General features: G+C 49.2%; 37 protein-coding genes. 6 read left to right on the top strand and 31 right to left on the bottom strand.

What is annotated here, in order from left to right; translation table 11 throughout:
• Positions 1-20: 20 nt before the first annotated feature.
• The 3 genes from cysN to cobA form a co-directional block, all read right to left on the bottom strand.
• Positions 21-1,448, bottom strand: a complete 1,428-nt coding sequence (gene cysN, locus JIG40_RS11590) for a sulfate adenylyltransferase subunit CysN (protein WP_199465365.1) — start codon at positions 1,446-1,448, stop codon at positions 21-23.
• Between the two features lie 17 nt (positions 1,449-1,465).
• Complete coding sequence (cysD, locus tag JIG40_RS11585) at positions 1,466-2,374, bottom strand: sulfate adenylyltransferase subunit CysD (protein ID WP_020329499.1); 909 nt, start codon at positions 2,372-2,374, stop codon at positions 1,466-1,468.
• A 73-nt stretch (positions 2,375-2,447) separates the two neighbouring features.
• Positions 2,448-3,326 carry a uroporphyrinogen-III C-methyltransferase gene (gene cobA, locus JIG40_RS11580; RefSeq protein WP_020329498.1) on the bottom strand — a complete coding sequence of 293 codons (879 nt, stop codon included), beginning with the start codon at positions 3,324-3,326 and terminating at the stop codon, positions 2,448-2,450.
• Positions 3,327-3,630: 304 nt separating this feature from the next.
• Between cobA and cpdB the strand changes: the two genes are divergently transcribed.
• Together cpdB and JIG40_RS11570 are read left to right on the top strand one after the other, a co-directional pair.
• Positions 3,631-5,592 carry a 2',3'-cyclic-nucleotide 2'-phosphodiesterase gene (gene cpdB / locus JIG40_RS11575; protein WP_199465364.1) on the top strand — a complete coding sequence of 654 codons (1,962 nt, stop codon included), beginning with the start codon at positions 3,631-3,633 and terminating at the stop codon, positions 5,590-5,592.
• Between the two features lie 85 nt (positions 5,593-5,677).
• Positions 5,678-6,244, top strand: coding sequence for a Crp/Fnr family transcriptional regulator (locus JIG40_RS11570; RefSeq protein ID WP_024373769.1), 567 nt, complete (start codon positions 5,678-5,680; stop codon positions 6,242-6,244).
• Between the two features lie 3 nt (positions 6,245-6,247).
• Here JIG40_RS11570 and dbpA read toward each other — a convergent pair whose 3' ends face one another.
• On the bottom strand, positions 6,248-7,630 hold the full coding sequence (gene dbpA, locus JIG40_RS11565; RefSeq protein WP_172567328.1) for an ATP-dependent RNA helicase DbpA: 1,383 nt from the start codon (positions 7,628-7,630) through the stop codon (positions 6,248-6,250).
• A gap of 170 nt (positions 7,631-7,800) precedes the next feature.
• Here dbpA and JIG40_RS11560 point away from each other — a divergent pair, with 170 nt between their 5' ends.
• Both JIG40_RS11560 and JIG40_RS11555 read left to right on the top strand, forming a co-directional pair.
• Positions 7,801-8,253, top strand: a complete 453-nt coding sequence (locus JIG40_RS11560; protein WP_199465363.1) for a GNAT family N-acetyltransferase — start codon at positions 7,801-7,803, stop codon at positions 8,251-8,253.
• The gene (locus JIG40_RS11555) at positions 8,250-9,155 is read left to right on the top strand and encodes a DMT family transporter (RefSeq protein ID WP_199465362.1); all 906 of its coding nucleotides are present in this window, start codon (positions 8,250-8,252) and stop codon (positions 9,153-9,155) included. The genes JIG40_RS11560 and JIG40_RS11555 overlap by 4 nt, the downstream gene beginning before the upstream one ends.
• Here the strand turns inward: JIG40_RS11555 and JIG40_RS11550 are convergent.
• Positions 9,101-9,679: a LysM-like peptidoglycan-binding domain-containing protein gene (locus JIG40_RS11550; RefSeq protein ID WP_020429107.1), complete on the bottom strand. Its 579-nt coding sequence runs from the start codon at positions 9,677-9,679 to the stop codon at positions 9,101-9,103. The genes JIG40_RS11555 and JIG40_RS11550 overlap by 55 nt on opposite strands.
• A gap of 230 nt (positions 9,680-9,909) precedes the next feature.
• Here JIG40_RS11550 and JIG40_RS11545 point away from each other — a divergent pair, with 230 nt between their 5' ends.
• Positions 9,910-10,530: an FKBP-type peptidyl-prolyl cis-trans isomerase gene (locus tag JIG40_RS11545; protein ID WP_020329492.1), complete on the top strand. Its 621-nt coding sequence runs from the start codon at positions 9,910-9,912 to the stop codon at positions 10,528-10,530.
• A gap of 99 nt (positions 10,531-10,629) precedes the next feature.
• Complete coding sequence (locus JIG40_RS11540) at positions 10,630-11,118, top strand: DUF2780 domain-containing protein (RefSeq protein ID WP_020429109.1); 489 nt, start codon at positions 10,630-10,632, stop codon at positions 11,116-11,118.
• 66 nt (positions 11,119-11,184) lie between these two features.
• On the opposite strand, the gene rplQ is transcribed toward JIG40_RS11540, so the two are convergent.
• From rplQ to rplD, 26 genes are all read right to left on the bottom strand, one after another.
• Entirely contained in the window at positions 11,185-11,571 is a 387-nt protein-coding gene (rplQ, locus tag JIG40_RS11535) for a 50S ribosomal protein L17 (RefSeq protein ID WP_001216360.1), read from the bottom strand.
• Positions 11,572-11,597: 26 nt separating this feature from the next.
• Positions 11,598-12,590 carry a DNA-directed RNA polymerase subunit alpha gene (gene rpoA / locus JIG40_RS11530; protein ID WP_004728619.1) on the bottom strand — a complete coding sequence of 331 codons (993 nt, stop codon included), beginning with the start codon at positions 12,588-12,590 and terminating at the stop codon, positions 11,598-11,600.
• Positions 12,591-12,614: 24 nt separating this feature from the next.
• A complete protein-coding gene (rpsD, locus tag JIG40_RS11525; RefSeq protein WP_020329490.1) occupies positions 12,615-13,235 on the bottom strand; it encodes a 30S ribosomal protein S4 in 621 nt (206 codons plus the stop codon).
• 27 nt (positions 13,236-13,262) lie between these two features.
• Positions 13,263-13,652, bottom strand: coding sequence for a 30S ribosomal protein S11 (rpsK, locus tag JIG40_RS11520; RefSeq protein WP_001118870.1), 390 nt, complete (start codon positions 13,650-13,652; stop codon positions 13,263-13,265).
• Between the two features lie 19 nt (positions 13,653-13,671).
• Positions 13,672-14,028 carry a 30S ribosomal protein S13 gene (gene rpsM / locus JIG40_RS11515; RefSeq protein ID WP_020329489.1) on the bottom strand — a complete coding sequence of 119 codons (357 nt, stop codon included), beginning with the start codon at positions 14,026-14,028 and terminating at the stop codon, positions 13,672-13,674.
• 149 nt (positions 14,029-14,177) lie between these two features.
• Complete coding sequence (rpmJ, locus tag JIG40_RS11510; protein ID WP_000868186.1) at positions 14,178-14,291, bottom strand: 50S ribosomal protein L36; 114 nt, start codon at positions 14,289-14,291, stop codon at positions 14,178-14,180.
• Positions 14,292-14,328: 37 nt separating this feature from the next.
• Positions 14,329-15,663, bottom strand: coding sequence for a preprotein translocase subunit SecY (secY, locus tag JIG40_RS11505; RefSeq protein WP_004728616.1), 1,335 nt, complete (start codon positions 15,661-15,663; stop codon positions 14,329-14,331).
• Positions 15,664-15,683: 20 nt separating this feature from the next.
• A complete protein-coding gene (gene rplO, locus JIG40_RS11500; protein ID WP_020329488.1) occupies positions 15,684-16,118 on the bottom strand; it encodes a 50S ribosomal protein L15 in 435 nt (144 codons plus the stop codon).
• Positions 16,119-16,123: 5 nt separating this feature from the next.
• Positions 16,124-16,300, bottom strand: a complete 177-nt coding sequence (gene rpmD / locus JIG40_RS11495; RefSeq protein ID WP_000201159.1) for a 50S ribosomal protein L30 — start codon at positions 16,298-16,300, stop codon at positions 16,124-16,126.
• Positions 16,301-16,307: 7 nt separating this feature from the next.
• Positions 16,308-16,811, bottom strand: a complete 504-nt coding sequence (gene rpsE, locus JIG40_RS11490) for a 30S ribosomal protein S5 (RefSeq protein WP_004728614.1) — start codon at positions 16,809-16,811, stop codon at positions 16,308-16,310.
• A 15-nt stretch (positions 16,812-16,826) separates the two neighbouring features.
• Positions 16,827-17,180, bottom strand: coding sequence for a 50S ribosomal protein L18 (gene rplR, locus JIG40_RS11485; RefSeq protein ID WP_020329487.1), 354 nt, complete (start codon positions 17,178-17,180; stop codon positions 16,827-16,829).
• Positions 17,181-17,189: 9 nt separating this feature from the next.
• Positions 17,190-17,723: a 50S ribosomal protein L6 gene (rplF, locus tag JIG40_RS11480; RefSeq protein WP_020329486.1), complete on the bottom strand. Its 534-nt coding sequence runs from the start codon at positions 17,721-17,723 to the stop codon at positions 17,190-17,192.
• 12 nt (positions 17,724-17,735) lie between these two features.
• Positions 17,736-18,128 carry a 30S ribosomal protein S8 gene (gene rpsH / locus JIG40_RS11475; protein ID WP_020329485.1) on the bottom strand — a complete coding sequence of 131 codons (393 nt, stop codon included), beginning with the start codon at positions 18,126-18,128 and terminating at the stop codon, positions 17,736-17,738.
• A 29-nt stretch (positions 18,129-18,157) separates the two neighbouring features.
• Positions 18,158-18,463 (bottom strand): 30S ribosomal protein S14, encoded by a 306-nt coding sequence (gene rpsN, locus JIG40_RS11470; protein ID WP_020329484.1) that lies wholly within the window; start codon positions 18,461-18,463, stop codon positions 18,158-18,160.
• A gap of 17 nt (positions 18,464-18,480) precedes the next feature.
• Positions 18,481-19,020 (bottom strand): 50S ribosomal protein L5, encoded by a 540-nt coding sequence (gene rplE, locus JIG40_RS11465; protein WP_020329483.1) that lies wholly within the window; start codon positions 19,018-19,020, stop codon positions 18,481-18,483.
• A gap of 24 nt (positions 19,021-19,044) precedes the next feature.
• A complete protein-coding gene (gene rplX, locus JIG40_RS11460) occupies positions 19,045-19,362 on the bottom strand; it encodes a 50S ribosomal protein L24 (protein WP_020329482.1) in 318 nt (105 codons plus the stop codon).
• Positions 19,363-19,376: 14 nt separating this feature from the next.
• Positions 19,377-19,748 (bottom strand): 50S ribosomal protein L14, encoded by a 372-nt coding sequence (gene rplN / locus JIG40_RS11455; protein WP_004394532.1) that lies wholly within the window; start codon positions 19,746-19,748, stop codon positions 19,377-19,379.
• Positions 19,749-19,910: 162 nt separating this feature from the next.
• Positions 19,911-20,165, bottom strand: coding sequence for a 30S ribosomal protein S17 (rpsQ, locus tag JIG40_RS11450; RefSeq protein ID WP_020329481.1), 255 nt, complete (start codon positions 20,163-20,165; stop codon positions 19,911-19,913).
• Positions 20,165-20,356, bottom strand: coding sequence for a 50S ribosomal protein L29 (gene rpmC, locus JIG40_RS11445; RefSeq protein WP_020329480.1), 192 nt, complete (start codon positions 20,354-20,356; stop codon positions 20,165-20,167). Before rpmC ends, rpsQ begins: the two co-directional genes overlap by 1 nt.
• Positions 20,356-20,766 carry a 50S ribosomal protein L16 gene (rplP, locus tag JIG40_RS11440; RefSeq protein WP_004728605.1) on the bottom strand — a complete coding sequence of 137 codons (411 nt, stop codon included), beginning with the start codon at positions 20,764-20,766 and terminating at the stop codon, positions 20,356-20,358. The genes rpmC and rplP overlap by 1 nt, the downstream gene beginning before the upstream one ends.
• A gap of 11 nt (positions 20,767-20,777) precedes the next feature.
• Positions 20,778-21,479, bottom strand: a complete 702-nt coding sequence (gene rpsC, locus JIG40_RS11435) for a 30S ribosomal protein S3 (protein WP_020329479.1) — start codon at positions 21,477-21,479, stop codon at positions 20,778-20,780.
• A 19-nt stretch (positions 21,480-21,498) separates the two neighbouring features.
• Entirely contained in the window at positions 21,499-21,831 is a 333-nt protein-coding gene (rplV, locus tag JIG40_RS11430; RefSeq protein ID WP_020329478.1) for a 50S ribosomal protein L22, read from the bottom strand.
• 10 nt (positions 21,832-21,841) lie between these two features.
• Positions 21,842-22,120 (bottom strand): 30S ribosomal protein S19, encoded by a 279-nt coding sequence (gene rpsS / locus JIG40_RS11425; RefSeq protein ID WP_004394525.1) that lies wholly within the window; start codon positions 22,118-22,120, stop codon positions 21,842-21,844.
• 21 nt (positions 22,121-22,141) lie between these two features.
• Positions 22,142-22,966 (bottom strand): 50S ribosomal protein L2, encoded by an 825-nt coding sequence (rplB, locus tag JIG40_RS11420; protein ID WP_020329477.1) that lies wholly within the window; start codon positions 22,964-22,966, stop codon positions 22,142-22,144.
• A 16-nt stretch (positions 22,967-22,982) separates the two neighbouring features.
• Positions 22,983-23,285 (bottom strand): 50S ribosomal protein L23, encoded by a 303-nt coding sequence (gene rplW, locus JIG40_RS11415; protein WP_020329476.1) that lies wholly within the window; start codon positions 23,283-23,285, stop codon positions 22,983-22,985.
• Positions 23,282-23,884, bottom strand: coding sequence for a 50S ribosomal protein L4 (gene rplD, locus JIG40_RS11410; protein ID WP_020329475.1), 603 nt, complete (start codon positions 23,882-23,884; stop codon positions 23,282-23,284). Before rplD ends, rplW begins: the two co-directional genes overlap by 4 nt.
• Positions 23,885-23,889: the final 5 nt, after the last annotated feature.

The raw sequence follows: 23,889 nt of genomic DNA, 5'->3' as shown, positions 1-23,889 counted from the left end.
TACCCACCCTCCATCACTTATTACTTAAGCAATTGACTCAGATCCTTGGCATCCCAGTGTGGGAAGTGCTTACGGATCAGCGCGTTGAGTTCAACTTCAAACGCAGAGAATTGACCTTCGGCTTGTGCCACGCTTTGCAGACTGTCACGCACCAGGCCTGCGCCAACGGTGACGTTGGTCAGACGGTCGATGATGATGAAACCACCGGTGTCTGCGCAGTCGAGATATTTGTCCAGTGCGACAGACTGATTGAACGTCCACTCACACAGACCAATGCCGTTCAGTGGCAGTTCTGCTGCCTGATAAGTCGACAGATTGTTGATGTCGTATTGGTGACGAATCGCTGAAACCTGACCGACCGTCTTCTTACCGGCGATCTTCACATCGTAATCACGGCCCGGTTGAAGCGGTTGCTCCGTCATCCACACCACATCGGCCAGCAGATGATTGGTACTTTCAACCTGATCCTGCTCCTGCACAATCAGATCGCCTCGGCTGATGTCAATTTCATCCGCCAGCGTCAGCGTCACCGCCAGACCAGCGCGCGCTTGTTGCAGATCGCCATCAAACGTCACGATGCGAGCGACTGTGGAGGTTTTGCCTGACGGCAGTGCTTTGATCTTGTCGCCCACTTTGACTGAACCCGACGAGATCGTGCCAGCAAAGCCGCGGAAATCGAGGTTTGGACGGTTAACGTACTGCACCGGGAAACGGAACTCGCCGCTGCCTTTTTCCTGATCAACATCGACGGTTTCCAGCAATTCGAGCAGTGACGGACCTTGATACCAGTCCATGTGCGCGCTTTTATCTACCACGTTGTCGCCTTCCAGCGCCGACAGCGGAATGATCTGAATGTCGATATCACCGTGCAGGTGTTTAGAAAACTCAAGGTACTCGGCACGAATCTCTTCAAAACGCGCTTGCGAGTATTCAACCAGGTCCATCTTGTTGACCGCTACCACGAAGTGTTTCAGCCCCAGCAAGTTCGAGATGAACGAGTGACGACGCGTTTGATCCAGCACGCCTTTGCGCGCATCAATCAGGATCACCGCCAGATCACAAGTCGAGGCACCCGTCGCCATGTTACGGGTGTACTGTTCGTGTCCCGGCGTATCGGCAATGATGAATTTGCGCTTCTGCGTCGAGAAGTAACGGTACGCAACATCAATGGTGATGCCCTGTTCGCGTTCAGCTTGCAGGCCATCGACCAGCAGCGCTAAGTCCGGGCGCTCACCCGTGGTACCGACACGTTGGCTGTCGGAATGCACCGCGGCCAGTTGATCTTCATAAATCTGTTTTGAGTCGTGAAGCAGACGACCAATCAGCGTACTTTTACCATCGTCTACCGAGCCACAGGTTAGGAAGCGAAGTAGCGATTTGTGTTGGTGTTGATTGAGGTAACCTTCAATACCTAGCTCAGCAAGTTGAGCTTGAACTGCACTATTCATTTTCTTTCCTTAGACCCTTAGAAGTAACCTTGACGTTTTTTCAGTTCCATCGATCCAGACTGATCGTGGTCGATCGCTCGGCCTTGACGCTCACTCGACGTCGCCACCAGCATCTCTTCGATGATTTCCGGTAGTGTTTTGGCGTTCGATTCAATTGCGCCAGTCAGTGGGTAGCAACCGAGAGTACGGAAGCGTACGCTCTTGTGTTCAATCTTTTCGCCTGGTTGCAGCTTCATGCGGTCGTCATCCACCATGATCAGCATGCCGTCACGCTCGACCACCGGACGCACGTCCGACAGATACAGCGGTACAATTTCGATGCCTTCTAAGTAGATGTATTGCCAGATATCCAGTTCGGTCCAGTTCGACAGTGGGAACACACGAATGCTTTCGCCTTTGTTGATCTGGCCGTTGTAGGTTTTCCACAGCTCAGGACGCTGGTTTTTCGGGTCCCAGGTGTGATTCTTATCGCGGAATGAGTAGACACGCTCTTTCGCACGAGATTTTTCTTCGTCGCGGCGCGCGCCACCGAAGGCCGCATCAAAACCGTACTTGTTCAACGCCTGTTTCAGACCCTGAGTTTTCATGATGTCGGTGTGCTTCGAAGAGCCGTGATCAAACGGGTTGATACCCATCGCCATCCCTTCCGGGTTTTTGTGCACCAGCAGCTCGAAACCGTATTTCTTCGCTGTCGCGTCACGGAACGCGATCATGTCGCGGAATTTCCAGTCGGTATCGACGTGTAACAAGGGGAATGGGATCTTGCCCGGATAAAACGCTTTACGCGCCAGATGCAACATGACCGAAGAGTCTTTACCGATCGAATACATCATGACTGGATTGGCAAATTCCGCAGCCACTTCACGAATGATGTGGATACTTTCTGCCTCAAGCTGTTTTAAATGGGTTAAGCGTTGTTGATCCATTTTGCGTGCTTCCTTTTAGCTGCCTGTTGGCTTGAAAGACCCGCGACCGGGTCTCGCAATTTGAATAATTGGGTTATGCGTATTGGTATTGAGCTGACGGGTTGGTGTTGTCACCGAACCAGGCCAGTTTGTCGGCCAGCGTCACGACTTCACCAATGACAATCAGTGACGGCGACTGAGCATGTGCCGCTAACTGAGGTAACTCACTGAGTGCGCCGCGAAAAACTTTCTGCGTTGACTGCGTGCCACGTTCGATGATCGCAATCGGCGTACTAGCGTTGCGGCCATGTTCAATTAGCTGCGTGGCGATGGTGCTCGATTTCATCAGCCCCATATAAATCACCAGCGTCTGTTGACTGCGAGCGAGCGTTGACCAGTCCATATCGGCGGCTTCGGCTTTCAAATGACCAGTGACAAACAGCGCGGACTGCGCGTAATCACGGTGGGTCAGCGGAATACCTGCATAGGCCGTTGCACCAGCAGCGGCAGTAATGCCCGGAATAACCTGAAACTGAACGCCAGCATCAAACAGCACTTCCAGCTCCTCACCGCCACGACCAAACATAAAAGGATCGCCGCCTTTGATGCGCACCACACGGTGGCCTTGCTTGGCAAAATCGACCAGCAACTGGTTGGTTTTTTCCTGCGGCACGCTGTGATGACCCGCGCGCTTACCCACACACACCAGAATGGTGTCGCTCGGGATCAGGGCCATAATGTCGTCAGACACCAGGTAGTCATACAGCACCACATCCGCCTGTTGCAGATAGCTGAGCGCTTTCACCGTCAGCAGCTCCGGATCACCCGGCCCGGCACCCACCAATGCCACTTCTCCCGGCTGCAGTTGGCTGCGGGCAATCTTGGACCATGTCTGGTTGTGTGCGCCGCCATCGACCGCCACTAAGCGTGGAGCTGCTGTTGTCAGCGTTGACACTGTTTGTGAACCCGCCATGTTTTGTCATCCCTTACCCGATTGATGATTGCATTATGGGCAGTTCCTTTTATTACCTGAAATTCTAAAATTTCATTTTTTATTCGAAAAACTGATATAGGATTGGCACAGTTGAAGCATTGAGGGGGCAAAAATAGCGGGTAAGGTGTGAATAAGAAGTGCGCGAACGGTCCGGAAAATCTCGCTTTCTGTACGCAATAAGGTGCTTAAAATCACATTTCACTACCCATTGAAGTCATTGTTTCATCACTATTTGTTACATTTATCGAGTTATTGACTTCCCTCAACCCGATTGGAGCGCACCATGACAGCGGCAATCAAACCATTATCTGTTGCCATTCTCGGCGGCCTGCTGACGTTAGCTGGCCCGGCGATGGCAGAAACGATCAAACTTCGCATTATCGAAACCACCGACATCCACACTAACCTGATGGATTACGATTACTACAAAGACAAACCATCACAACAGATTGGTCTGGCACGAGCGGCCAGTCTGGTCAAAGAGGCGCGCAGCGAAGCCGCCAACAGCATTCTGGTGGATAACGGCGATTTGATTCAGGGCAGCCCGATGGGCGATTACATGGCGGCCAAAGGCATTAAGCCGGGCGAAGTCCATCCAGCCTACAAAGCGATGAATCAGCTCAGCTACGATGTGGGCAACATCGGTAACCACGAATTCAACTACGGGCTGAAATTTCTGCTCGAAACGATCAACGATGCGAACTTCCCCTACATCAACGCCAACGTCTACGACGCAAAATCAGGCGAGCACTTCTTTAAGCCGTATCTGATCAAAACGCACACCTTTAAAGACACCGATGGCAAGGCGCATCAAGTTAAAGTCGGTTACATCGGTTTTGTGCCACCGCAAATTCTGGTGTGGGATAAGAAGAACCTTGACGGCAAAGTGATTGCCAAAGACATCAAAGCCACCGCCGAAAAGCTGGTGCCGGAAATGCGCGCTCAGGGCGCGGACGTGATTGTGGCCATTCCTCACTCTGGCGTCTCTTCAGACCCTTATAAACTGGGCGCGGAAAACTCGGTTTACTACCTCACGCAGGTACCGGGTATTGATGCCATTGCCTTTGGTCACTCACACGCGGTGTTCCCGGGTAAAGACTTCGCCTCTCTTCCAGGGGCTGACATCACGCAAGGCACGATTAACGGCGTGACCGCCGTGATGCCAGGCCGCTGGGGCAGCCATGTCGGGGTTATGGATTTGACGCTGGAACAAAAAGGCGGCCAGTGGGTAGTGACGCATGGTCAGTCAGAAGCGCGCCCTATCTTCGACAAAGCTCACAACAAACCACTGGTTGATGCCGACAAAGGCATCGTTAAAGCGCTGGAAGCCGATCACAAAGGCACGCGTGACTTCGTCAACCAGCCGATCGGACAAGCCAACGATGTGATGTACAGCTATCTGGCACTGGTGCAGGACGATCCGACGATTCAAATCGTCAACCTGGCGCAGAAAGATTACGTTGAACGCTTCATTCAGGGCGACCCGAATCTGGATGGTCTGCCGGTGCTGTCTGCCGCCGCGCCATTTAAAGTCGGTGGACGCAAAAACGATCCTTCTAACTTTACCGAAGTGGAATCAGGCGAGCTGACATTCCGCAACGCCGCCGACCTTTACCTTTATCCGAATACGCTGGTGACCATGAAAGTGTCCGGTAAAGAGGTCAAAGAGTGGCTGGAATGTTCTGCGGGACAATTCAATCAGATCGACGTGAATTCTGAGCAACCGCAATCGCTGATCAACTGGGATGGTTTCCGTACCTACAACTTTGATGTGCTCGATGGCGTGAACTATCAGATTGATGTAACTCAGCCCGCCAAATACGATGGCGAATGCAAGGTAACCCATCCGAATGCGCAGCGTATCGTCAATCTGACCTATCAGGGCCAAGCGATTCGTGATGATCAAACCTTCCTGATCGCGACCAATAACTACCGAGCCTACAGCAACAAGTTCCCGGGTACGGGTAGTGAGTTCATCGCGTTTGATTCTCCGGACGAGAACCGTACTGTGGTCGCCGATTACATTTCGCGTGTCAGCAAAGAGCAAGGACAAGTGACGCCAAGTGCGGACAACAACTGGTCATTTGCGCCCATCCACAGCACGCATAAACTCGACATTCGTTTTGAGACCTCACCGAGTGACAAAGCGGCGCAGTTTATTGCCAATAAAGGCCAGTATCCGATGAGTAAAGTGGCCACCGATGAGGTGGGCTTTGCGGTGTACCGTATCGATCTACAAAAGTAACCCGATATTGAGTACAGTATCAGCCGCAGCATGTGCTGCGGCTTTTTTATGGGAGCAAACTGGCATGTCATTCGCCGAGACAGACATTCAGCAGCAGTTTCATCAGTTGATGAGCGAACACGGTTTTAGCAGCGACGAGACAGCCGAACTGCTGGCAGCCGCGACACCGCTGGAGCTGCCGACACGCCATATTCTGGTCAATCAGGGGGAAAACCCGACGCATTTTTACTTCATCTGTAAGGGAATTTGCCACGCCAGCTACCTGACGCCAGAAGGCAAGGAGTTCAGTAAGGAGTTTTACTGGGAACAGGATTGGATCATTGGTTTTGAAAGCCTGATTCACCGTGCTCCGTCGCCGTATCTGCTCGAGAGCCTCACTCCGGTCACGCTGCTGTGCTTACCGATTGAGTATCTGCACCAATGGCGTCAACGCTTTCATCCGTTGTATATCAAGCTGCTGGAAGCGCAGCTGATGCACAAGGAAAACAAAGAACGGTTTATGTTGCTCTATCGCCCAGAACAGCGTTATCAGGTGATGTGTCAGCAGTTTCCGGAATTAATTCCGCGCGTCAGCGACACCCACATCGCCGCCTATCTGGGGATCACGCCCATCAGTCTCAGCCGAATCAAAGCCCGGCTGAGAAACGAGTGATGCTTATTTGATGTAACGGGCGCGGAACTGACGGCCTTTCATTTTGCCGTTGCTGAGTTTTTCCAGCGCCACTTTAGCCACGCTCTTTTGCACCGCGACATAGGCGCGCATCTGGAACAAGTTGATCTTACCGATCTGATCCGCCGTCAGGCTGCCATCGCTGGTCAGCGCGCCAAGAATATCACCCGGGCGCACTTTCTGTTTCTTACCGCCGTCGATCTGAATCGTCACCATGTTCGAACGGTATGGTGCGACACCTTTCATCGGTGCAGGCAGTTCAGCTGGTGACACCACGATGTCCATGTACTCTTCGATCTGCGCGATGCGATACATCTCTTTATCGCTGAAGAAACTGATCGCCAGACCTTTACTGCCCGCGCGACCGGTACGGCCGATGCGGTGTACGTGCACTTCCGGATCGCGAGACAGTTCGAAGTTAAATACCGCATCCAGGTTGTCGACATCCAGACCACGCGCCGCGACATCCGTGGCGACCAGAATTGAGATACTCTTGTTGGCGAACTGCACCAGTGCCTGATCGCGCTCGCGCTGTTCCATATCACCATGCAGTTCAATCACACTGAAGCCTTTGTGGTGCAACTCATCGGCCACGCTCTGCACTTCACGTTTAGTGTTACAGAACACCACAGCCGATTCCGGTTGGTGATTCAGCAGCAGTGTCGCCAGCGCTTCATCACGCGCTTCCGTGCCTTCTACTTTGTAGAACTGTTGGCGAATACTCGATGCTTCATGTGTCGAGGCCACTTTGATCATCAGCGAATCGTGGGTCACCGATTGAGCGATCTCTTGAATCGCCTGCGGATAGGTAGCACTGAACAGCAGTGTCTGACGCTGTTTTGGCGCTTCGGCGATGATCGCATCCAGCGCTTCCTGAAACCCCATCTCCAGCATACGGTCCGCTTCATCGAGCACCAGAGTGTTGAGCTCTGACAGATCGATACGTCCTTTGGACAGGTGATCCAGAATACGCCCCGGTGTCCCCACCAGAATGTGCGCGCCGTGTTCCAGCGAACCAATCTGAGGCCCCATCGGCATACCGCCACACAGAGTCAGCACTTTGATGTTGTGAATCGCGCGTCCGAGCGTGCGAATATCGGTGGCGACCTGATCGGCCAGCTCACGAGTCGGACACAGCACCAGTGACTGCACACGAAAACGCTTCACGTTGAGGTTTTGCAACACGCCCAGACCAAACGCTGCGGTTTTACCTGAGCCGGTTTTCCCCTGACCAATCACATCCTGACCGTTGAGGATTGCTGGCAGAGATTGCGCCTGAATCGGCGTCATATGAGTAAACCCCATGGTATCGAGGTTTGAGAGCAGTTCTGGCTTGAGGTTCAAAGCAGCAAAAGATGTTGGGTTCAAGGGAGTGTCCTTAGGTCAGACGAAAAAACGAGCGGCTATTATCGTTATTTTAATCGTCAGCACCAGTGAATATTGATTTAATTTTTTTGCTGCCGACGCTTAACTTTTGTTAATGCTGAAGCCGGAGTGCGCTGCTAGAGTAAAGCGCTAACCATCCTAAGGAGTGACGCATGGTAACCTGGCAATGCCTTTCTTTTTCTGAACTCACCAACCAACAACTGTACGAACTGCTTAAACTGCGGGTCGACGTGTTCGTCGTTGAACAAACCTGTCCCTATCCGGAACTCGACAACAAAGATATTGCCGAAGGCGTCAAGCATCTGCTTGGCTACCGAAATGGGCAGTTGATCGCCTGTTCTCGTCTTCTGCCACCCGGAGTCAGCTACCCCAGCGTCAGTATCGGCCGTGTCGCGACATTGCAGACCGCCCGCGGAGATGGTCTTGGCCATCAACTGATTCGCGAAGCACTCGAGCAGTGCCAAAGCTTGTGGCCCAATCAGGCAATTGAGATCGGCGCGCAGGAGCATCTGTCGGAGTTTTATGCCCGTCACGGTTTTGTACGAACCTCATCCACCTATCTCGAAGATGGCATTGCGCATGTGGACATGAAGCGCGGCGCATGACTCCTCATACCCTGGCACTGTGGTTACTGGTTCTGGGCAATCTGGCCGCGTCACTCTCGGATGTTGCGGTCAAGCTGCTTGATGGAGAAGTGTCGCCCTTTCAGTATATGTTTTTGCGCCAGTTGATTTCGTTGGTTGTCATTCTGCCCTTGTGGTGGCGACAACCTCGCGCGCAGCGCGCATTGCTGAATCCAGGCGTGACCACATTACGCGCCCACCTGGTATTAATCGGCAGTGGCTGCATGTTGGTTGCGATTACCTATTTGCCGCTGGCGACCGCGAATGCGGTGTTTTACGCCGCGCCATTGCTGATGCTGCCGCTGTCAATCGTATTGCTTAAGGAAACACCCGGACTGGGCAAAGTCGTGGCGACGGTGTTGGGGTTTATTGGCGTGTTGGTGGTACTGCGTCCCTCGCAGTTTCACTGGGCAGCCTTGTTTGCACTCGGGACAGCGATGACGTTAGCCCTGTTTAACATTTTGGCGCGGAAGATTCCCGCGAGGCAGACAGTCGTCACGACCCTGATGTGGACTTCGCTGTTTTCGTTGCCGCTGTCGGCGGCTCTCGCCTTGTGGCAATGGCACCCGATGACTCTGGAACAGATCGGCTGGGTTGCCAGCAGTGCGCTGCTAGTTCTGACCTACAACGGCCTCGCTGTCGCCGCCTACCGACGTGCGCCAGCCAGCCAGATTGCACTGGCGGAATATTCGGGGTTGATTTTCGTCGCACTGATGGGAATATGGTGGTTCAACGAGATGCCTGATAGCCTGACCTGGCTTGGCATCGCACTGATTGTGTTACCGCTGCTGCCCGTCAGAATTCTCAAACGGGCAAGCTTGGCAGGGCGTCATTTGCTGCGGCCAAAGCCGCCGTCGGACAAACGGAAAAACATCACCGATTGATTATTTTTCTCGAGTTGCAGAATGTCCAACTTACCCTCACTGGAGAGTTTAAACCGAATCAGTTGGCCCTGTTGAATTTGGCTCAGTGGTTTGTCACTGCCTTCGATTTTCACCAGATCGTTCAAATCGGCCATTGGCAGTTCGTTGTTACGAAACACCTGCGAAAGCGTATCACCTTGCTGCACGATGTATTCATGCCAGGCAGTCGATTTGAGTTTGCTTTGCTCTGCTGACTGCTGCTCACTCAAACCACGGGTATTAATGTTCACTTCCACACGCTGGCCTGACGCTGGCGTTTGTGGTGCTTCAGCCGAATGCTGAGGCAACGGAATCACCATCAATATTAAAACCACCGGCACCAACACCATCAGAGCACGTTGATGCAACTTTGGCAGTCGTTGCCAGAACTGCACCACTTTTTGCTGATATTGGCGCCAGTCAAATTGGAAGTCGATAGCTGCCCACTTGCTTTGAATCAGTGCGAGATAATCTGTCTGTTGCTTTTTCTTATGTCGACGATTCATGTTAATCCGTCCCTAAAATCCTTGCCACAGTATAAAAACTCATGTGCCGAGAGTATAGAGGCAGGCCCCTAATCTGCTAAAGGTTGACATAATCCTGAAGATTTTCCTCTGGTATTCTGCGCAAAGTCACACCTTGCGCCCTTATTGTAACGATTTCCCGCCGGGCGTTTCATCCCTATGCTGAACCTGTTATCCTGTGGCCTTTATTGATACGACAAAGAGTGACTTTTATGTCTGACGTAAAATTTGAAACCGTAGAACAGAAAGCAAGCTACGGTATCGGTCTGCAAATGGGCCAGCAACTGGCAGGTAGCGGTCTGGAAGGCTTGAGTGTTGATGCAATTGCAGCGGGTATTGCCACTGCACTGGTTGGCGACATGCCAGCAATTGAAATCGATGAAATCAACCAAGCTCTGCAAGCTCTGCACATGCGCGCTGAAGAAGCACGCCAAGAAGCAGCAAAAGCAGCAGCCTCTGAAGGTGATGCATTCCTGAAAGACAACGCTCTGCGTTCAGAAGTAACCGTTCTGGAATCTGGCCTGCAGTACGAAGTGATCACTGAAGGTACTGGTGAAATCCCAACTGCAGATAAAGCAGTACGTGTTCACTACCACGGTGAACTGGTAGACGGTACGGTATTCGACAGCTCAGTATCGCGCGGTCAACCAGCTGAGTTCCCAGTGACTGGCGTAATCAAAGGTTGGGTTGAAGCACTGCAACTGATGCCTGTGGGTTCTAAATGGAAACTGTACATTCCACACGACCTGGCATACGGTGAGCGTGGCGCAGGTGCCGCTATCCCTCCATTTGCTGCCCTAGTATTTGAAGTGGAACTGCTGGACATTCTGTAAGCAGAACGAATTAGCAAAGAATTAACATCAAGCGGCGCTCAGCGCCGCTTTTTTTATCTAAACTTAAACTTCAGCCAACATTTAGGAATGACCGTCATCATGAAACACTCTCTCGTCTGGACACTGATGCTAGGAACCGTATTCAGTGCCCCAAGTTATGCCTTCCTCAACCTAGGCAGCAGTAACGATGATCTCGCCAGCATGGTCAGCAGTACGCTCAGTCAGGCAGAAAGTAATTCAGCACTCATCTCTCAAGTAACCAGCCAACTCCCGATCTCCGATCAACAAGCCACTGGTGGGGTTGGAGCACTATTATCTTTGGCACAAAACCAATTATCCGATAGCAACAGCGCTGAGCTCAGCAAACTCATTCCGGGTATGGATCAACTGACCAATCTTAATCTGTCAGGCAGCAAAGACATGTTGTCGGGCATTCAAAGCTTAGAGTCGGTGAATAAAGTGTTTGAGCAACTGGGTCTGGATTCGAGTATGGTGTCGCAGTTTGCACCACTTCTACTGCAATATCTGACGGGTCAGGGTGCCAGTGAAGGTTTGCTCAGCTCGCTGAGCAGTTTGTGGGGAGCATAAAGCTTTTCAGAAACTGCAGATACAAAAAAGCCGAGCAGATGCTCGGCTTTTTTAATCACGAACTGATTACTCAGCAGCAGCTTCAACAGCAGCTTCTGGGCGATCAACAAGCTCAATGTAAGCCATTGGAGCTTTATCGCCTGCACGGAAACCACACTTCAGAATGCGAGTGTAGCCGCCTTGACGTGCAGCGAAACGTGGACCTAGTTCGTTAAACAGTTTAGCAACGACTTCGTTGTCACGAGTGCGTGCAAATGCTAGACGACGGTTAGCAACACTGTCAGTCTTAGCTAGTGTAATCAAAGGCTCAACTACGCGACGTAGCTCTTTAGCTTTTGGCAAAGTAGTCTTGATAACTTCATGACGTACTAGAGAGCTAGCCATGTTGCTGAACATCGCTTTGCGATGACTGCTGTTGCGGTTGAGTTGACGACCACTCTTACGATGGCGCATGACCAAATCCTTCTAACTAGTATCGATTAATCTTCAGCGATTGACGCTGGCGGCCAGTTTTCTAGGCGCATGCCCAGAGACAGACCACGTGATGCAAGCACGTCTTTAATCTCTGTAAGAGATTTCTTACCAAGGTTAGGCGTTTTAAGTAGCTCAACCTCAGTGCGCTGTACTAGATCACCGATGTAGTGAATCGCTTCTGCTTTCAGACAGTTAGCAGAGCGAACTGTTAGTTCAAGATCGTCTACAGGACGCAGTAGGATCGGATCGAATTCAGGCTTCTCTTCTTTCTCCTCAGGAACTCGTACATCACGTAGATCTACGAATGCATCCAGTTGTTCAGCAAGAATAGTTGCTGCACGACGGATTGCTTCCTCAGGTTCAAGAGTACCGTTAGTTTCCATATCGATAACTAGCTTGTCCAGGTCAGTACGTTGTTCAACACGCGCTGCATCAACAGAGTAGGCAATTTTGTCTACTGGGCTGAAAGTCGCGTCGACAAGCAGACGACCAATTGGACGCTCGTCTTCTTCGGTATGGATACGCGCAGAAGCTGGAACATAACCACGACCACGTTCAACTTTGATACGCATAGCGATCTCAGCGTTGTCATCAGTTAGGTGACAAATAACGTGTTCAGGGTTTACGATCTCTACATCACCATCATGGGTGATGTCACCTGCAACCACAGGGCCCGAGCCTGATTTGTTTAGTGTAATGAACACTTCATCTTTGCCTTCGGCAACGCGAACAGCCAAACCTTTCAGGTTCAGTAGAATCTCAAGGATATCTTCCTGAACACCTTCTTTGGTGCTGTACTCGTGAAGTACGCCTTCAATCTCTACTTCTGTTACGGCACAACCCGGCATAGAAGATAGAAGAATACGGCGAAGTGCATTACCCAGAGTATGGCCGAAACCACGCTCTAATGGCTCAAGAGTTACTTTTGCGTGTGTCGTGCTGATTTGTTCGATATCAACAAGACGTGGCTTAAGAAATTCTGTTACAGAACCCTGCATTGTGTCCTCTCTTTAGTTTAAACCTTACTTAGAGTAAAGCTCGACGATCAATTGTTCGTTGATGTCAGCTGATAGATCTGAACGTTCAGGCAAACGCTTGAAAGTACCTTCCATCGTGCTAGCATCTACTTCAATCCAAGTTGGTTTTTCGCGTTGTTCTGCAACTTCTAGAGCTGCTTTAATGCGAGATTGCTTTTTCGCTTTCTCACGGATTGCAACAACGTCGTTAGCCGCAACATTGAAAGAAGGAACGTTTACAACTTTACCGTTAACTAGGATAGCTTTGTGGCTAACTAGTTGGCGTGCTTCTGCGCGAGTTGCGCCAAAGCCCATGCGGTAAACTACGTTGTCTAGACGACCTTCAAGAAGCTGAAGTAGGTTCTCACCAGTGTTACCTTTAAGGCGAGCTGCTTCTTTGTAGTAGTTACGGAATTGTTTTTCTAGAACGCCATAGATACGACGAACTTTTTGCTTCTCACGAAGCTGAACGCCATACTCAGATAGACGACCGCGACGAGCGCCGTGTACACCTGGTGCGTTATCGATTTTACACTTGGTATCAATCGCACGAACGCCTGACTTAAGGAACAAGTCAGTACCTTCGCGGCGGCTAAGCTTCAGCTTAGGACCCAAATATCTTGCCATGATCTTTCTCCAATGTTCCCAGAAACGTTAAACGCGACGTTTCTTAGGTGGACGACAACCGTTATGAGGGATTGGTGTCGCATCAACGATGTTAGTGATACGGAAACCAGCGGCGTTCAGTGCGCGAACAGTAGATTCACGACCTGGACCAGGACCCTTAACCATAACTTCCAGGTTCTTCAGGCCATATTCTTTAGCCATTTCAGCACAACGCTCAGCAGCAACCTGTGCAGCGAACGGAGTTGATTTACGAGAACCACGGAAACCAGAACCACCTGCAGTAGCCCAAGCTAGTGCATTACCTTGACGGTCAGTAATGGTAACGATTGTGTTGTTGAAAGATGCATGAATGTGCGCTACGCCATCAGCAACTTGCTTGCGTACACGCTTACGTGCGCGAGTTGGTTGTTTAGCCATTGTACTCTACCCTTCCCGATTATTTCTTGATCGGCTTACGCGGACCCTTACGGGTGCGAGCATTGGTTTTAGTACGCTGTCCACGTAGTGGTAGACTGCGACGATGACGAAGACCACGGTAACAACCAAGGTCCATTAGACGCTTGATGTTCATGGAAACTTCACGACGTAGATCACCCTCTACAGTGTATTTAGCTACACCATCACGCAGTTGATCGATCTGCTCTTCAGTTAGTTCACTGATCTTAACACTTTCAGCAATACCCACTTCAGCTAGGATAGCTTTAGAACGAGTTTTGCCGATACCGTAGATCGCTGTTAGTGCGATTACAGCATGTTTTTGATCAGGAATGTTAATGCCTGCTATACGGGCCACTATTCACTCCTAGTACTTTCTATAAAAGAATTATCCGCAGCAAAGCCCGTAGAGGATACGCTGCGGGATACTACTTCTTTTGCACGCAAAAGGTAGGCCGAGGAATATACTCGACCGACCTTTACTTTTCAAGTAAAAATTTCTGCTTATTAGCCTTGGCGCTGCTTGTGCTTTGGCTCACTGCAAATCACGCGAACGACACCGTTACGCTTGATAACTTTACAGTTACGGCAGATTTTTTTAACGGAAGCACGAACTTTCATTGCTAAACTCCGTAAATCTACTCTGAATGGCGACCGATTAACGGCCGTAACCCTTCAGATTTGCCTTTTTCAACACAGACTCATATTGATTTGACATCATATGTGTCTGTACCTGTGCCATAAAGTCCATGATTACGACAACTACAATCAGTAGTGATGTGCCGCCGAAGTAGAAACGTACGTTCCAAGCGACCATCATGAACTCAGGGATCAGACAGATGAAAGTAATGTATAGCGCACCAGCAAGGGTTAAGCGAGTCATTACTTTATCAATGTATTTAGCTGTCTGTTCACCTGGGCGGATACCGGGTACGAATGCACCAGACTTCTTCAGGTTATCTGCTGTTTCACGTGGGTTAAATACCAACGCTGTATAGAAGAAACAGAAGAAAATAATCGCTGCTGCATAAAGCATTACATACAGAGGCTGGCCTGGGCTAAGAGCCAAAGACACATCAGTTAGCCAACCGAATGTGCTGCTCTCACCGTTCTGACCGAACCACTGAGCCAGTGTTCCAGGGAACAGGATAATGCTTGACGCAAAAATCGCAGGGATAACACCCGCCATGTTGATTTTCAACGGCAGATGCGTGCTCTGCGCTGCAAATACTTTACGACCTTGTTGACGCTTCGCGTAGTTCACGACGATTCGACGCTGACCACGTTCCATGAAAACAACGAAGTAAATAACAGCAAAAGCTACTACTGCGATTAACAGTAGAAGAAGTACATGCAGTTCACCTTGACGCGCTTGCTCGATTGTTTGTCCGATTGCTTTTGGCAATCCAGCAACAATACCTGCAAAAATTAGCAATGAAATACCATTACCAATTCCACGCTCTGTAATTTGTTCACCTAACCACATCAGGAACATGGTGCCGGTTACTAAACTCACGGTAGCAATTAGCGTAAACATGGTTTGGTTGATAACAACCAGATTGTCGACCATGTTTGGTAAGCCAGTTGCAATACCAATAGCTTGGAAAGTTGCAAGTACAAGCGTGCCGTAGCGCGTATATTGGCTGATCTTACGACGGCCTGCTTCACCCTCTTTTTTGAGTTCCGCTAACGCTGGATGAACTACAGTCAACAACTGAACAACAATAGATGCCGAGATATACGGCATGATGCCCAGTGCGAATATAGATGCACGCGAAAGTGCACCACCAGAGAACATGTTAAACATTTCAATGATGGTGCCTTTTTGCTGTTCGAACAAATCGGCAAGTACAGCAGCGTCAATACCAGGAATCGGCACAAAAGAGCCTGCTCGGAATACTAGAAGCGCACCCACTACGAATAACAAGCGCGACTTCAGTTCACTTAAGCCGCTCTGAGCACTACGAAAATCTTGTCCTGGTTTCTTAGCCATCTGTACCTCAATCCTCGAGATTATTCCTCGATTTTACCGCCTGCAGCTTCGATTGCAGCTTTAGCGCCTTTAGTCACGCGCAGACCTTTAACAGTCACTGCTTTGTTGATCTCGCCAGAAAGAACAACTTTAACAAACTCGATGTTCTTAGTAACGATGTTAGCCGCTTTCAGGCTGTTCAGATCAACTACGTCACCAGTTACTTTCGCTAGCTCAGCCAGACGAACTTCAGCAGACACTAGGCTCTTGCGAGAAGTGAAACCGAATTTTGGTAGACGTTGTTTCAGAGGCATTTGACCGCCTTCAAAACCTGGACGAACAGTACCGCCAGAACGTGACTTTTGACCTTTGTGGCCACGGCCACCAGTTTTACCAAGGCCAGAACCGATACCACGGCCTAGGCGCTTCTTAGAAGGCTTAGAACCCGCAGCCGGTGATAGAGTATTCAAAAGCATTATGATTACTCCTCAACTTTAACCATGTAGTAAACCTTGTTGATCATACCGCGCACGCACGGAGTATCTTCAAGTTCTACTGTGTGGTTGATTTTACGAAGGCCTAGACCGCGCAAAGTAGCTTTGTGCTTAGGCAGGCGACCAATTGAGCTTTTAGTTTGAGTTACTTTAATAGTTGCCATGGTGTTCTTACTCCGAAATAGATTCAACAGTCAGACCACGTTTAGCAGCAACCATTTCAGGTGACTTAACGCTTGCTAGTGCATCGATCGTTGCACGAACGATGTTGATAGGGTTCGTAGAACCGTATGCTTTAGACAGAACGTTGTGTACACCAGCAACTTCAAGTACTGCACGCATCGCACCACCTGCGATTACACCAGTACCTTCTGCAGCAGGCTGCATGTAAACTTTAGAGCCCGAATGGCGACCTTTCACCGGGTGGTGAAGAGTACCTTCGTTCAGAGCGATCGTAGTCATGTTACGACGCGCTTTTTCCATTGCTTTTTGGATCGCTGCAGGTACTTCACGAGCTTTGCCGTAACCGAAACCTACACGACCGTTACCGTCACCAACTACAGTCAGTGCAGTAAAGCTCATGATTCGACCACCTTTAACCGTCTTAGAAACGCGGTTAACGGCGATTAGCTTTTCTTGCAAATCATTCGCTTGAACTTGTTGTTCTTTAGCCATCTTTCCAACCCTACCTTAGAATTTCAGACCAGCTTCGCGAGCAGAGTCTGCTAGCGCCGCCACTCGACCGTGGTATTGGAAACCAGAACGATCGAATGCAACTACCGTTACGCCTTTTTCAAGCGCACGCTCAGCAACTGCTTTACCAACTGCTTTTGCTGCTTCGATGTTACCAGAGTATTTCACTTGCTCACGGATCGCTTTTTCTACAGTAGAAGCGGCTGCGATAACCTCAGAGCCATTAGCTGCAATCACTTGAGCGTACACGTGACGAGGAGTACGGTGTACTACTAGGCGAGTTGCACCCAGTTCTGCAATCTTACGACGTGCACGTGTAGCACGACGGATGCGAGATGCTTTCTTATCCATAGTGTTACCTTACTTCTTCTTAGCTTCTTTACTACGCACATTTTCATCTGCGTAACGAATACCTTTGCCTTTGTATGGCTCAGGCGCGCGGTAAGAACGAATGTCAGCCGCAACTTGACCGATGACTTGTTTATCACAACCAGTCAGGATGATCTCAGTTTGGCTTGGACATTCGGCTTTAACGCCCTCTGGCAGTTCATGCTCAACAGGGTGAGAGAAGCCCAGGGTCAGACCTACAGCGTTGCCTTTGATAGCAGCACGGTAACCAACACCTTTAAGAACTAGCTTCTTCGTAAAGCCTTCAGTAACACCAACAACCATGTTGTTTACAAGAGCACGAGCAGTACCTGCTTGAGCCCATGCATTTTCAACACCTTCACGAGGGCCGAAAGTCAGGTTGTTTTCTTCCTGTGCGATCACTACGCCATTGTGAACAACGCGAGTTAGTTCACCTTTAGCGCCTTTAACAGTGATCTCTTGGCCGTTCAGTTTCACCTCTACGCCAGCTGGAATAGCGACAGGTGCTTTAGCAACACGAGACATTTTCTACTCCTATTACGCTACGTAAGCGATGATTTCACCACCAAGACCTGCTTTGCGAGCAGCGCGGTCTGACATCAGACCTTTGGAAGTGGAAACAACAGCAACACCAAGACCGCCCATCACAGATGGCAGCTCGTCTTTCTTCTTGTAAACACGAAGACCTGGACGAGAAACGCGTTTGATTTGCTCGATTACTGGTTTTGCTTGGAAATACTTAAGAGTAATTTCCAGCTCAGGTTTTGCTTCGCTTTCAACAGCGAAGTCAACGATGTAACCTTCAGCTTTAAGTAGTGCAGCAATTGCAACTTTAAGCTTTGAAGAAGGCATTTTAACAGCAACTTTGTTTGCTGCCTGACCGTTACGAATACGGGTCAGCATATCCGAAATCGGATCTTGCATGCTCATAAACTTTACTCCAAATGATTAAGTGGCAATTACCAGCTAGCCTTACGAAGTCCAGGAATCTCGCCTTTCATGCAAGCTTCACGAACTTTGATACGGCTTAGACCGAACTTACGTAGGTAACCGTGTGGACGACCAGTTTGGTTACAACGGTTGCGCTGACGTGATGCACTTGAATCACGTGGAAGAGATTGCAGTGTCAGAACTGCGTTCCAACGATCTTCTTCAGATGCGTTTACATCGCTGATGATAGCTTTAAGCGCTGCACGCTTTTCAGCGAACTTAGCTACTAGCTTTGCACGTTTTTCTTCACGTGCTTTCATTGATTGTTTAGCCATAACAGTAACCCTTCACCTTACTTACGGAATGGGAAGTTAAAGGCAGCCAGCAGAGCACGGCCTTCCTCATCGTTTGCAGCAGTTGTCGTGATAGTAATATCAAGACCGCGCACACGATCGACTTTATCGTAGTCGATTTCCGGGAAGATGATTTGCTCGCGAACGCCCATGCTGTAGTTACCGCGACCGTCAAAAGACTTAGCGCTAACACCACGGAAGTCACGTACACGTGGTAGAGCGATCGAAATCAGACGCTCCAGAAAATCCCACATGCGTTCGCCACGCAAGGTTACTTTACAACCAATTGGGTAGCCTTCACGAATTTTGAAACCTGCAACAGATTTACGTGCTTTAGTCACCAGTGGCTTTTGACCAGAGATGATAGCCATATCAGCTGCTGCGTTTTCTAGTAGTTTCTTATCGTTGATTGCTTCACCAACGCCCATGTTGAGGGTGATTTTCTCAATTCTAGGGACTTGCATGACGCTTGTGTAACCGAACTGTTTGGTCAGTTCAGCGACTACAGACGACTTGTAGTAATCATGCAGTTTCGCCATAGTAGAACTCCAAATTACTTCTAATTAGTTAGAAACGGTTTCGCCGTTAGACTTGAAGAAACGAACTTTCTTGCCGTCTTCGATACGGAAACCGATACGGTCCGCTTTACCAGTTGCTGCGTTGAAAATTGCAACGTTAGAAACATCGATAGCTGCTTCTTGCTCTACGATACCGCCTTGGATACCTAGTGCAGGAACAGGTTTCTGGTGTTTCTTAACAAGGTTGATACCTTCAACGATAACTTTACCAGTTGCTAGAACCTTAGTTACTTTACCTTTCTTGCCTTTATCTTTACCGGCAAGAACGACTACTTCGTCATTACGACGGATTTTAGCTGCCATCTTTTACGTGCTCCTTACAGAACTTCTGGAGCCAGTGAAACAATCTTCATGAATTTCGCGTTACGAAGTTCACGAGTCACTGGACCAAAGATACGTGTACCGATTGGTTGCTCGGTGTTGTTGTTCAACAATACGCAAGCATTACGGTCGAAGCGAATGACAGAACCGTCTGGACGACGAACGCCTTTACGGGTGCGAACTACCACCGCCTTCAGTACATCACCTTTCTTAACTTTACCGCGTGGAATTGCTTCCTTAACAGTAACTTTAATGATGTCGCCAACGTGGGCGTAACGACGGTGAGAGCCACCCAGAACCTTAATACACATTACGCTGCGAGCGCCTGAGTTATCAGCTGCGTCCAGCATACTTTGCATTTGGATCATGTTAGTGCTCCGCTAAATATTTAAATTAACTAGACCCATCTCGGGTCGGGCTGCCTCTTTAAAGGGACGCGAATTGTACCACCCTTTTTTGTGATTGGGTAGTCAAAAAACAAGCGGCCCCAAAAATAATTGGGGCCGCTTTTTTTAGTAGTTCAAGCTAAATTAGATTTTTGCTTTTTCTACTACTTTCACCAAAGTCCAAGACTTAGTCTTAGACAGTGGACGACACTCTTTGATTTCAACTAAGTCGCCTAGGCCACATTCGTTGTTCTCATCATGTGCGTGTACTTTAGTCGTGCGCTTAACGAATTTACCGTAGATTGGGTGCTTTACGAAACGCTCGATAGCAACAGTGATAGACTTGTCCATCTTGTCGCTAGTAACACGACCTTGTTGGGTACGAATTTTGTCGCTCATTATGCGCCTGCCTTCTCAGTCAAAACAGTTTTCACACGTGCGATATCACGGCGGACAGCTTTCAGAGTATGAGTTTGCTGTAGTTGACCAGTTGCAGCTTGCATGCGCAAGTTGAACTGCTCTTTAAGCAGATTCAGTAGCTCTGCATTAAGCTCTTCAACGCTTTTCTCGCGTAGATCTTGTGCTTTCATCACATCACCTGTTTAGTTACAAATGTAGTCTTGAATGGCAGTTTACGCGCCGCTAGACGGAACGCTTCACGAGCCAGTTCTTCAGGTACACCATCAACTTCGTACATAACCTTACCAGGTTGGATTTGGGCTACCCAGTACTCAACGTTACCTTTACCCTTACCTTGACGAACTTCTAGTGGTTTTTCTGTGATTGGCTTGTCTGGGAACACACGGATCCAGATTTTACCTTGACGCTTAATGTGACGCGTCATCGCACGACGTGCCGCTTCGATTTGACGAGCAGTTAGACGACCACGGCCTACAGCTTTCAAACCAAAAGAACCGAAGCTTACTTCTGTACCTTTTGCCAGACCACGGTTACGACCTGTATGAACCTTACGGAACTTAGTACGTTTAGGTTGTAGCATCTGTCGACTCCTTACTTACGGCCTTTACGCGGCTTCTTGTTAGGCTTGTCAGCCTTTGGCTCTACTGCGTTAGCAGCTGGCATACCGCCTAGAATCTCACCTTTGAAGATCCAAACTTTAACGCCGATTACACCGTATGTGGTGTGAGCCGAAGAAGTTGCGTAATCAATGTCAGCACGTAGAGTGTGTAGAGGCACACGGCCTTCACGGTACCACTCAGAACGTGCAATTTCAGCACCGCCTAGACGGCCGCTTACTTCCACTTTGATACCTTTAGCGCCTAGACGCATAGCGTTTTGTACTGCGCGCTTCATAGCACGACGGAACATAACGCGACGCTCTAGTTGAGACGCGATGCTATCAGCCACTAGTTGGCCGTCTAGCTCAGGCTTGCGTACTTCAGCGATGTTGATTTGCGCTGGTACACCTGCGATTTTCGCTACTGCTGCGCGTAGCTTCTCAACGTCTTCACCTTTCTTACCGATTACAACGCCTGGACGAGCAGTGTGAATAGTCACACGGATACTCTTAGCAGGACGCTCGATAACGATGCGTGAAAGAGACGCTTTTGACAGTTCTTTAGTTAGGAACTGACGTACCTTGAAGTCGCCGTCTAGGTTGTCAGCGAAATCTTTGGTGTTAGCAAACCATGTAGCATTCCAAGGCTTAACGATGCCTAGACGAATACCATTTGGATGTACTTTTTGACCCATTGCTTACTCTCCTAGTCTCTTAGCGATCTGCGACAACCACAGTGATGTGGCTTGAACGCTTCAAGATACGATCCGCACGGCCTTTAGCACGAGGCATAATACGCTTCATGACTGGGCCCTCATCTACGAAGATTTTAGCGACACGTAGGTCGTCGATATCAGCACCTTCGTTGTGCTCCGCGTTCGCGATAGCTGACTCTAGAACTTTCTTGATCAGTTCAGCAGCTTTTTTGTTGCTGAAAGTCAGAACTTGTAGAGCCTGGTCAACTGATTTACCACGGATTTGATCTGCAACTAAGCGAGCTTTCTGAGGCGAAATGCGAGCAAAGTTATGTTTAGCTAATGCTTCCATTATTTACTCCTTAACGCTTCTTAGCTTTCTTATCCGCAGCGTGACCGCGGTAAGTGCGAGTTGGTGCAAATTCACCCAGTTTGTGACCGATCATCTCGTCAGTTACAAAAACTGGAACGTGTTGACGACCATTATGGACAGCGATGGTCAAACCGATCATTGTTGGAATGATCATTGAACGACGGGACCAAGTCTTAATAGGCTTTTTGTCTCCGCTTTCCACCGCTTTCTCTACCTTCTTCAGCAAGTGTAGGTCAATAAATGGACCCTTCTTGAGAGAACGTGGCATGGCGATTCCTCTTTAAATAGATTACTTGTTACGACGACGTACGATGTACTTGTCAGTGCGTTTGTTCTTACGGGTCTTGAAGCCTTTAGTTGGCATACCCCAAGGAGAAACAGGGTGACGACCACCAGAAGTACGGCCTTCACCACCACCGTGTGGGTGGTCAACCGGGTTCATTACCACACCGCGAACGGTTGGACGAACACCGCGCCAGCGGCTAGCACCAGCTTTACCCAGTTCACGTAGCATGTGCTCAGAGTTGCCTACTTCGCCGATTGTTGCACGGCCTTCAGACAATACTTTACGCATTTCGCCAGAACGTAGACGGATAGTTACATATGAACCGTCGCGAGCAACGATTTGAGCATATGCACCCGCAGAACGAGCTAGCTGTGCACCTTTACCAGGAGTCAGTTCAACACAGTGAACTGTAGAACCTACTGGGATATTGCGCATTGGCAGAGTGTTACCCGCTTTGATCGGTGCATCAACACCAGATTGGATAACGTCACCAGCTTGCATACCTTTTGGTGCAATGATGTAACGACGCTCACCGTCTGCGTACAGAACTAGAGCGATGTTAGCGCTACGGTTTGGATCGTATTCTAGGCGCTCAACTTTCGCTGGGATGCCATCTTTAGTACGTTTAAAGTCGATTACACGGTAGTGTTGTTTGTGACCGCCACCGATGTGACGAACAGTGATACGACCGTTGTTGTTACGACCACCGTTCTTAGAGTTTTTCTCTAGAAGTGGTGCGTAAGGCTTACCTTTGTGCAGGTCAGCGTTAACAACTTTAACTACGTGACGACGACCAGCCGAAGTCGGCTTACATTTAACAATAGCCATTTTTCAACTACTCCTGTTATTCCGCGCCGCCAACAAAGTCAAGATCTTGACCTTCTTTCAAAGTTACGTACGCTTTCTTCACGTCTGAACGACGGCCTTGGCGTAGACCTTGACGCTTGGTCTTACCCTTAATGATAAGAGTGTTTACAGACTTAACTTCAACTTCAAATAGCTTTTCTACAGCTGCTTTGATCTCTTTCTTAGTTGCATCTTTTGCTACTTTGAAAACGATAGTGTTCGCTTTCTCAGCAGCCATAGTTGCTTTTTCAGAGATGTGCGGTGCACGTAGAACTTTTAGTAGACGCTCTTCACGGATCATGCCAGCATCTCCTCAACTTGCTTAACTGCAGCAGCAGTCATAAGAACCTTGTTAAATGCAATCAGGCTTACTGGATCGATACCAGAAGCGTCACGCACGTCAACTTTGTACAGGTTACGAGCAGCTAAGAACAGATTCTCGTCTACTTCGCCAGTAACGATTAGTACATCGTTAAGCTCAAGTTCTTTAAGCTTAGCTACTAGCTCTTTAGTTTTTGGTGCTTCAACTGAGAATTCTTCAACAACGATCAGACGCTCTTGACGAACTAGCTCAGACAGAATGCTCTTCATAGCACCGCGGTACATTTTCTTGTTTACTTTTTGGCTGTGATCTTGTGGTTTCGCAGCAAAAGTAACACCACCTGTACGCCAGATTGGGCTACGAATTGTACCAGCACGTGCACGGCCAGTACCTTTTTGACGCCATGGCTTAGCGCCACCGCCAGAAACTTCTGAACGTGTCTTTTGAGCACGAGTACCTTGACGAGCACCTGCTGCGTACGCAACAACTACTTGGTGTACAAGAGCTTCGTTGAACTCACGTCCGAAAGTAGTTTCGGAAACAGTTAGTGCGTTAGCACCTTTAACCATCAATTCCATTACTT

The sequence above is a fragment of the Vibrio sp. bablab_jr001 genome (assembly GCF_016464285.1).
Classification (GTDB): Bacteria; Pseudomonadota; Gammaproteobacteria; order Enterobacterales; family Vibrionaceae; genus Vibrio; species Vibrio fluvialis.
The sequence above is the reverse complement of the archived record's forward strand: the minus strand, read 5'-3'. Positions and strand labels throughout refer to the sequence as shown.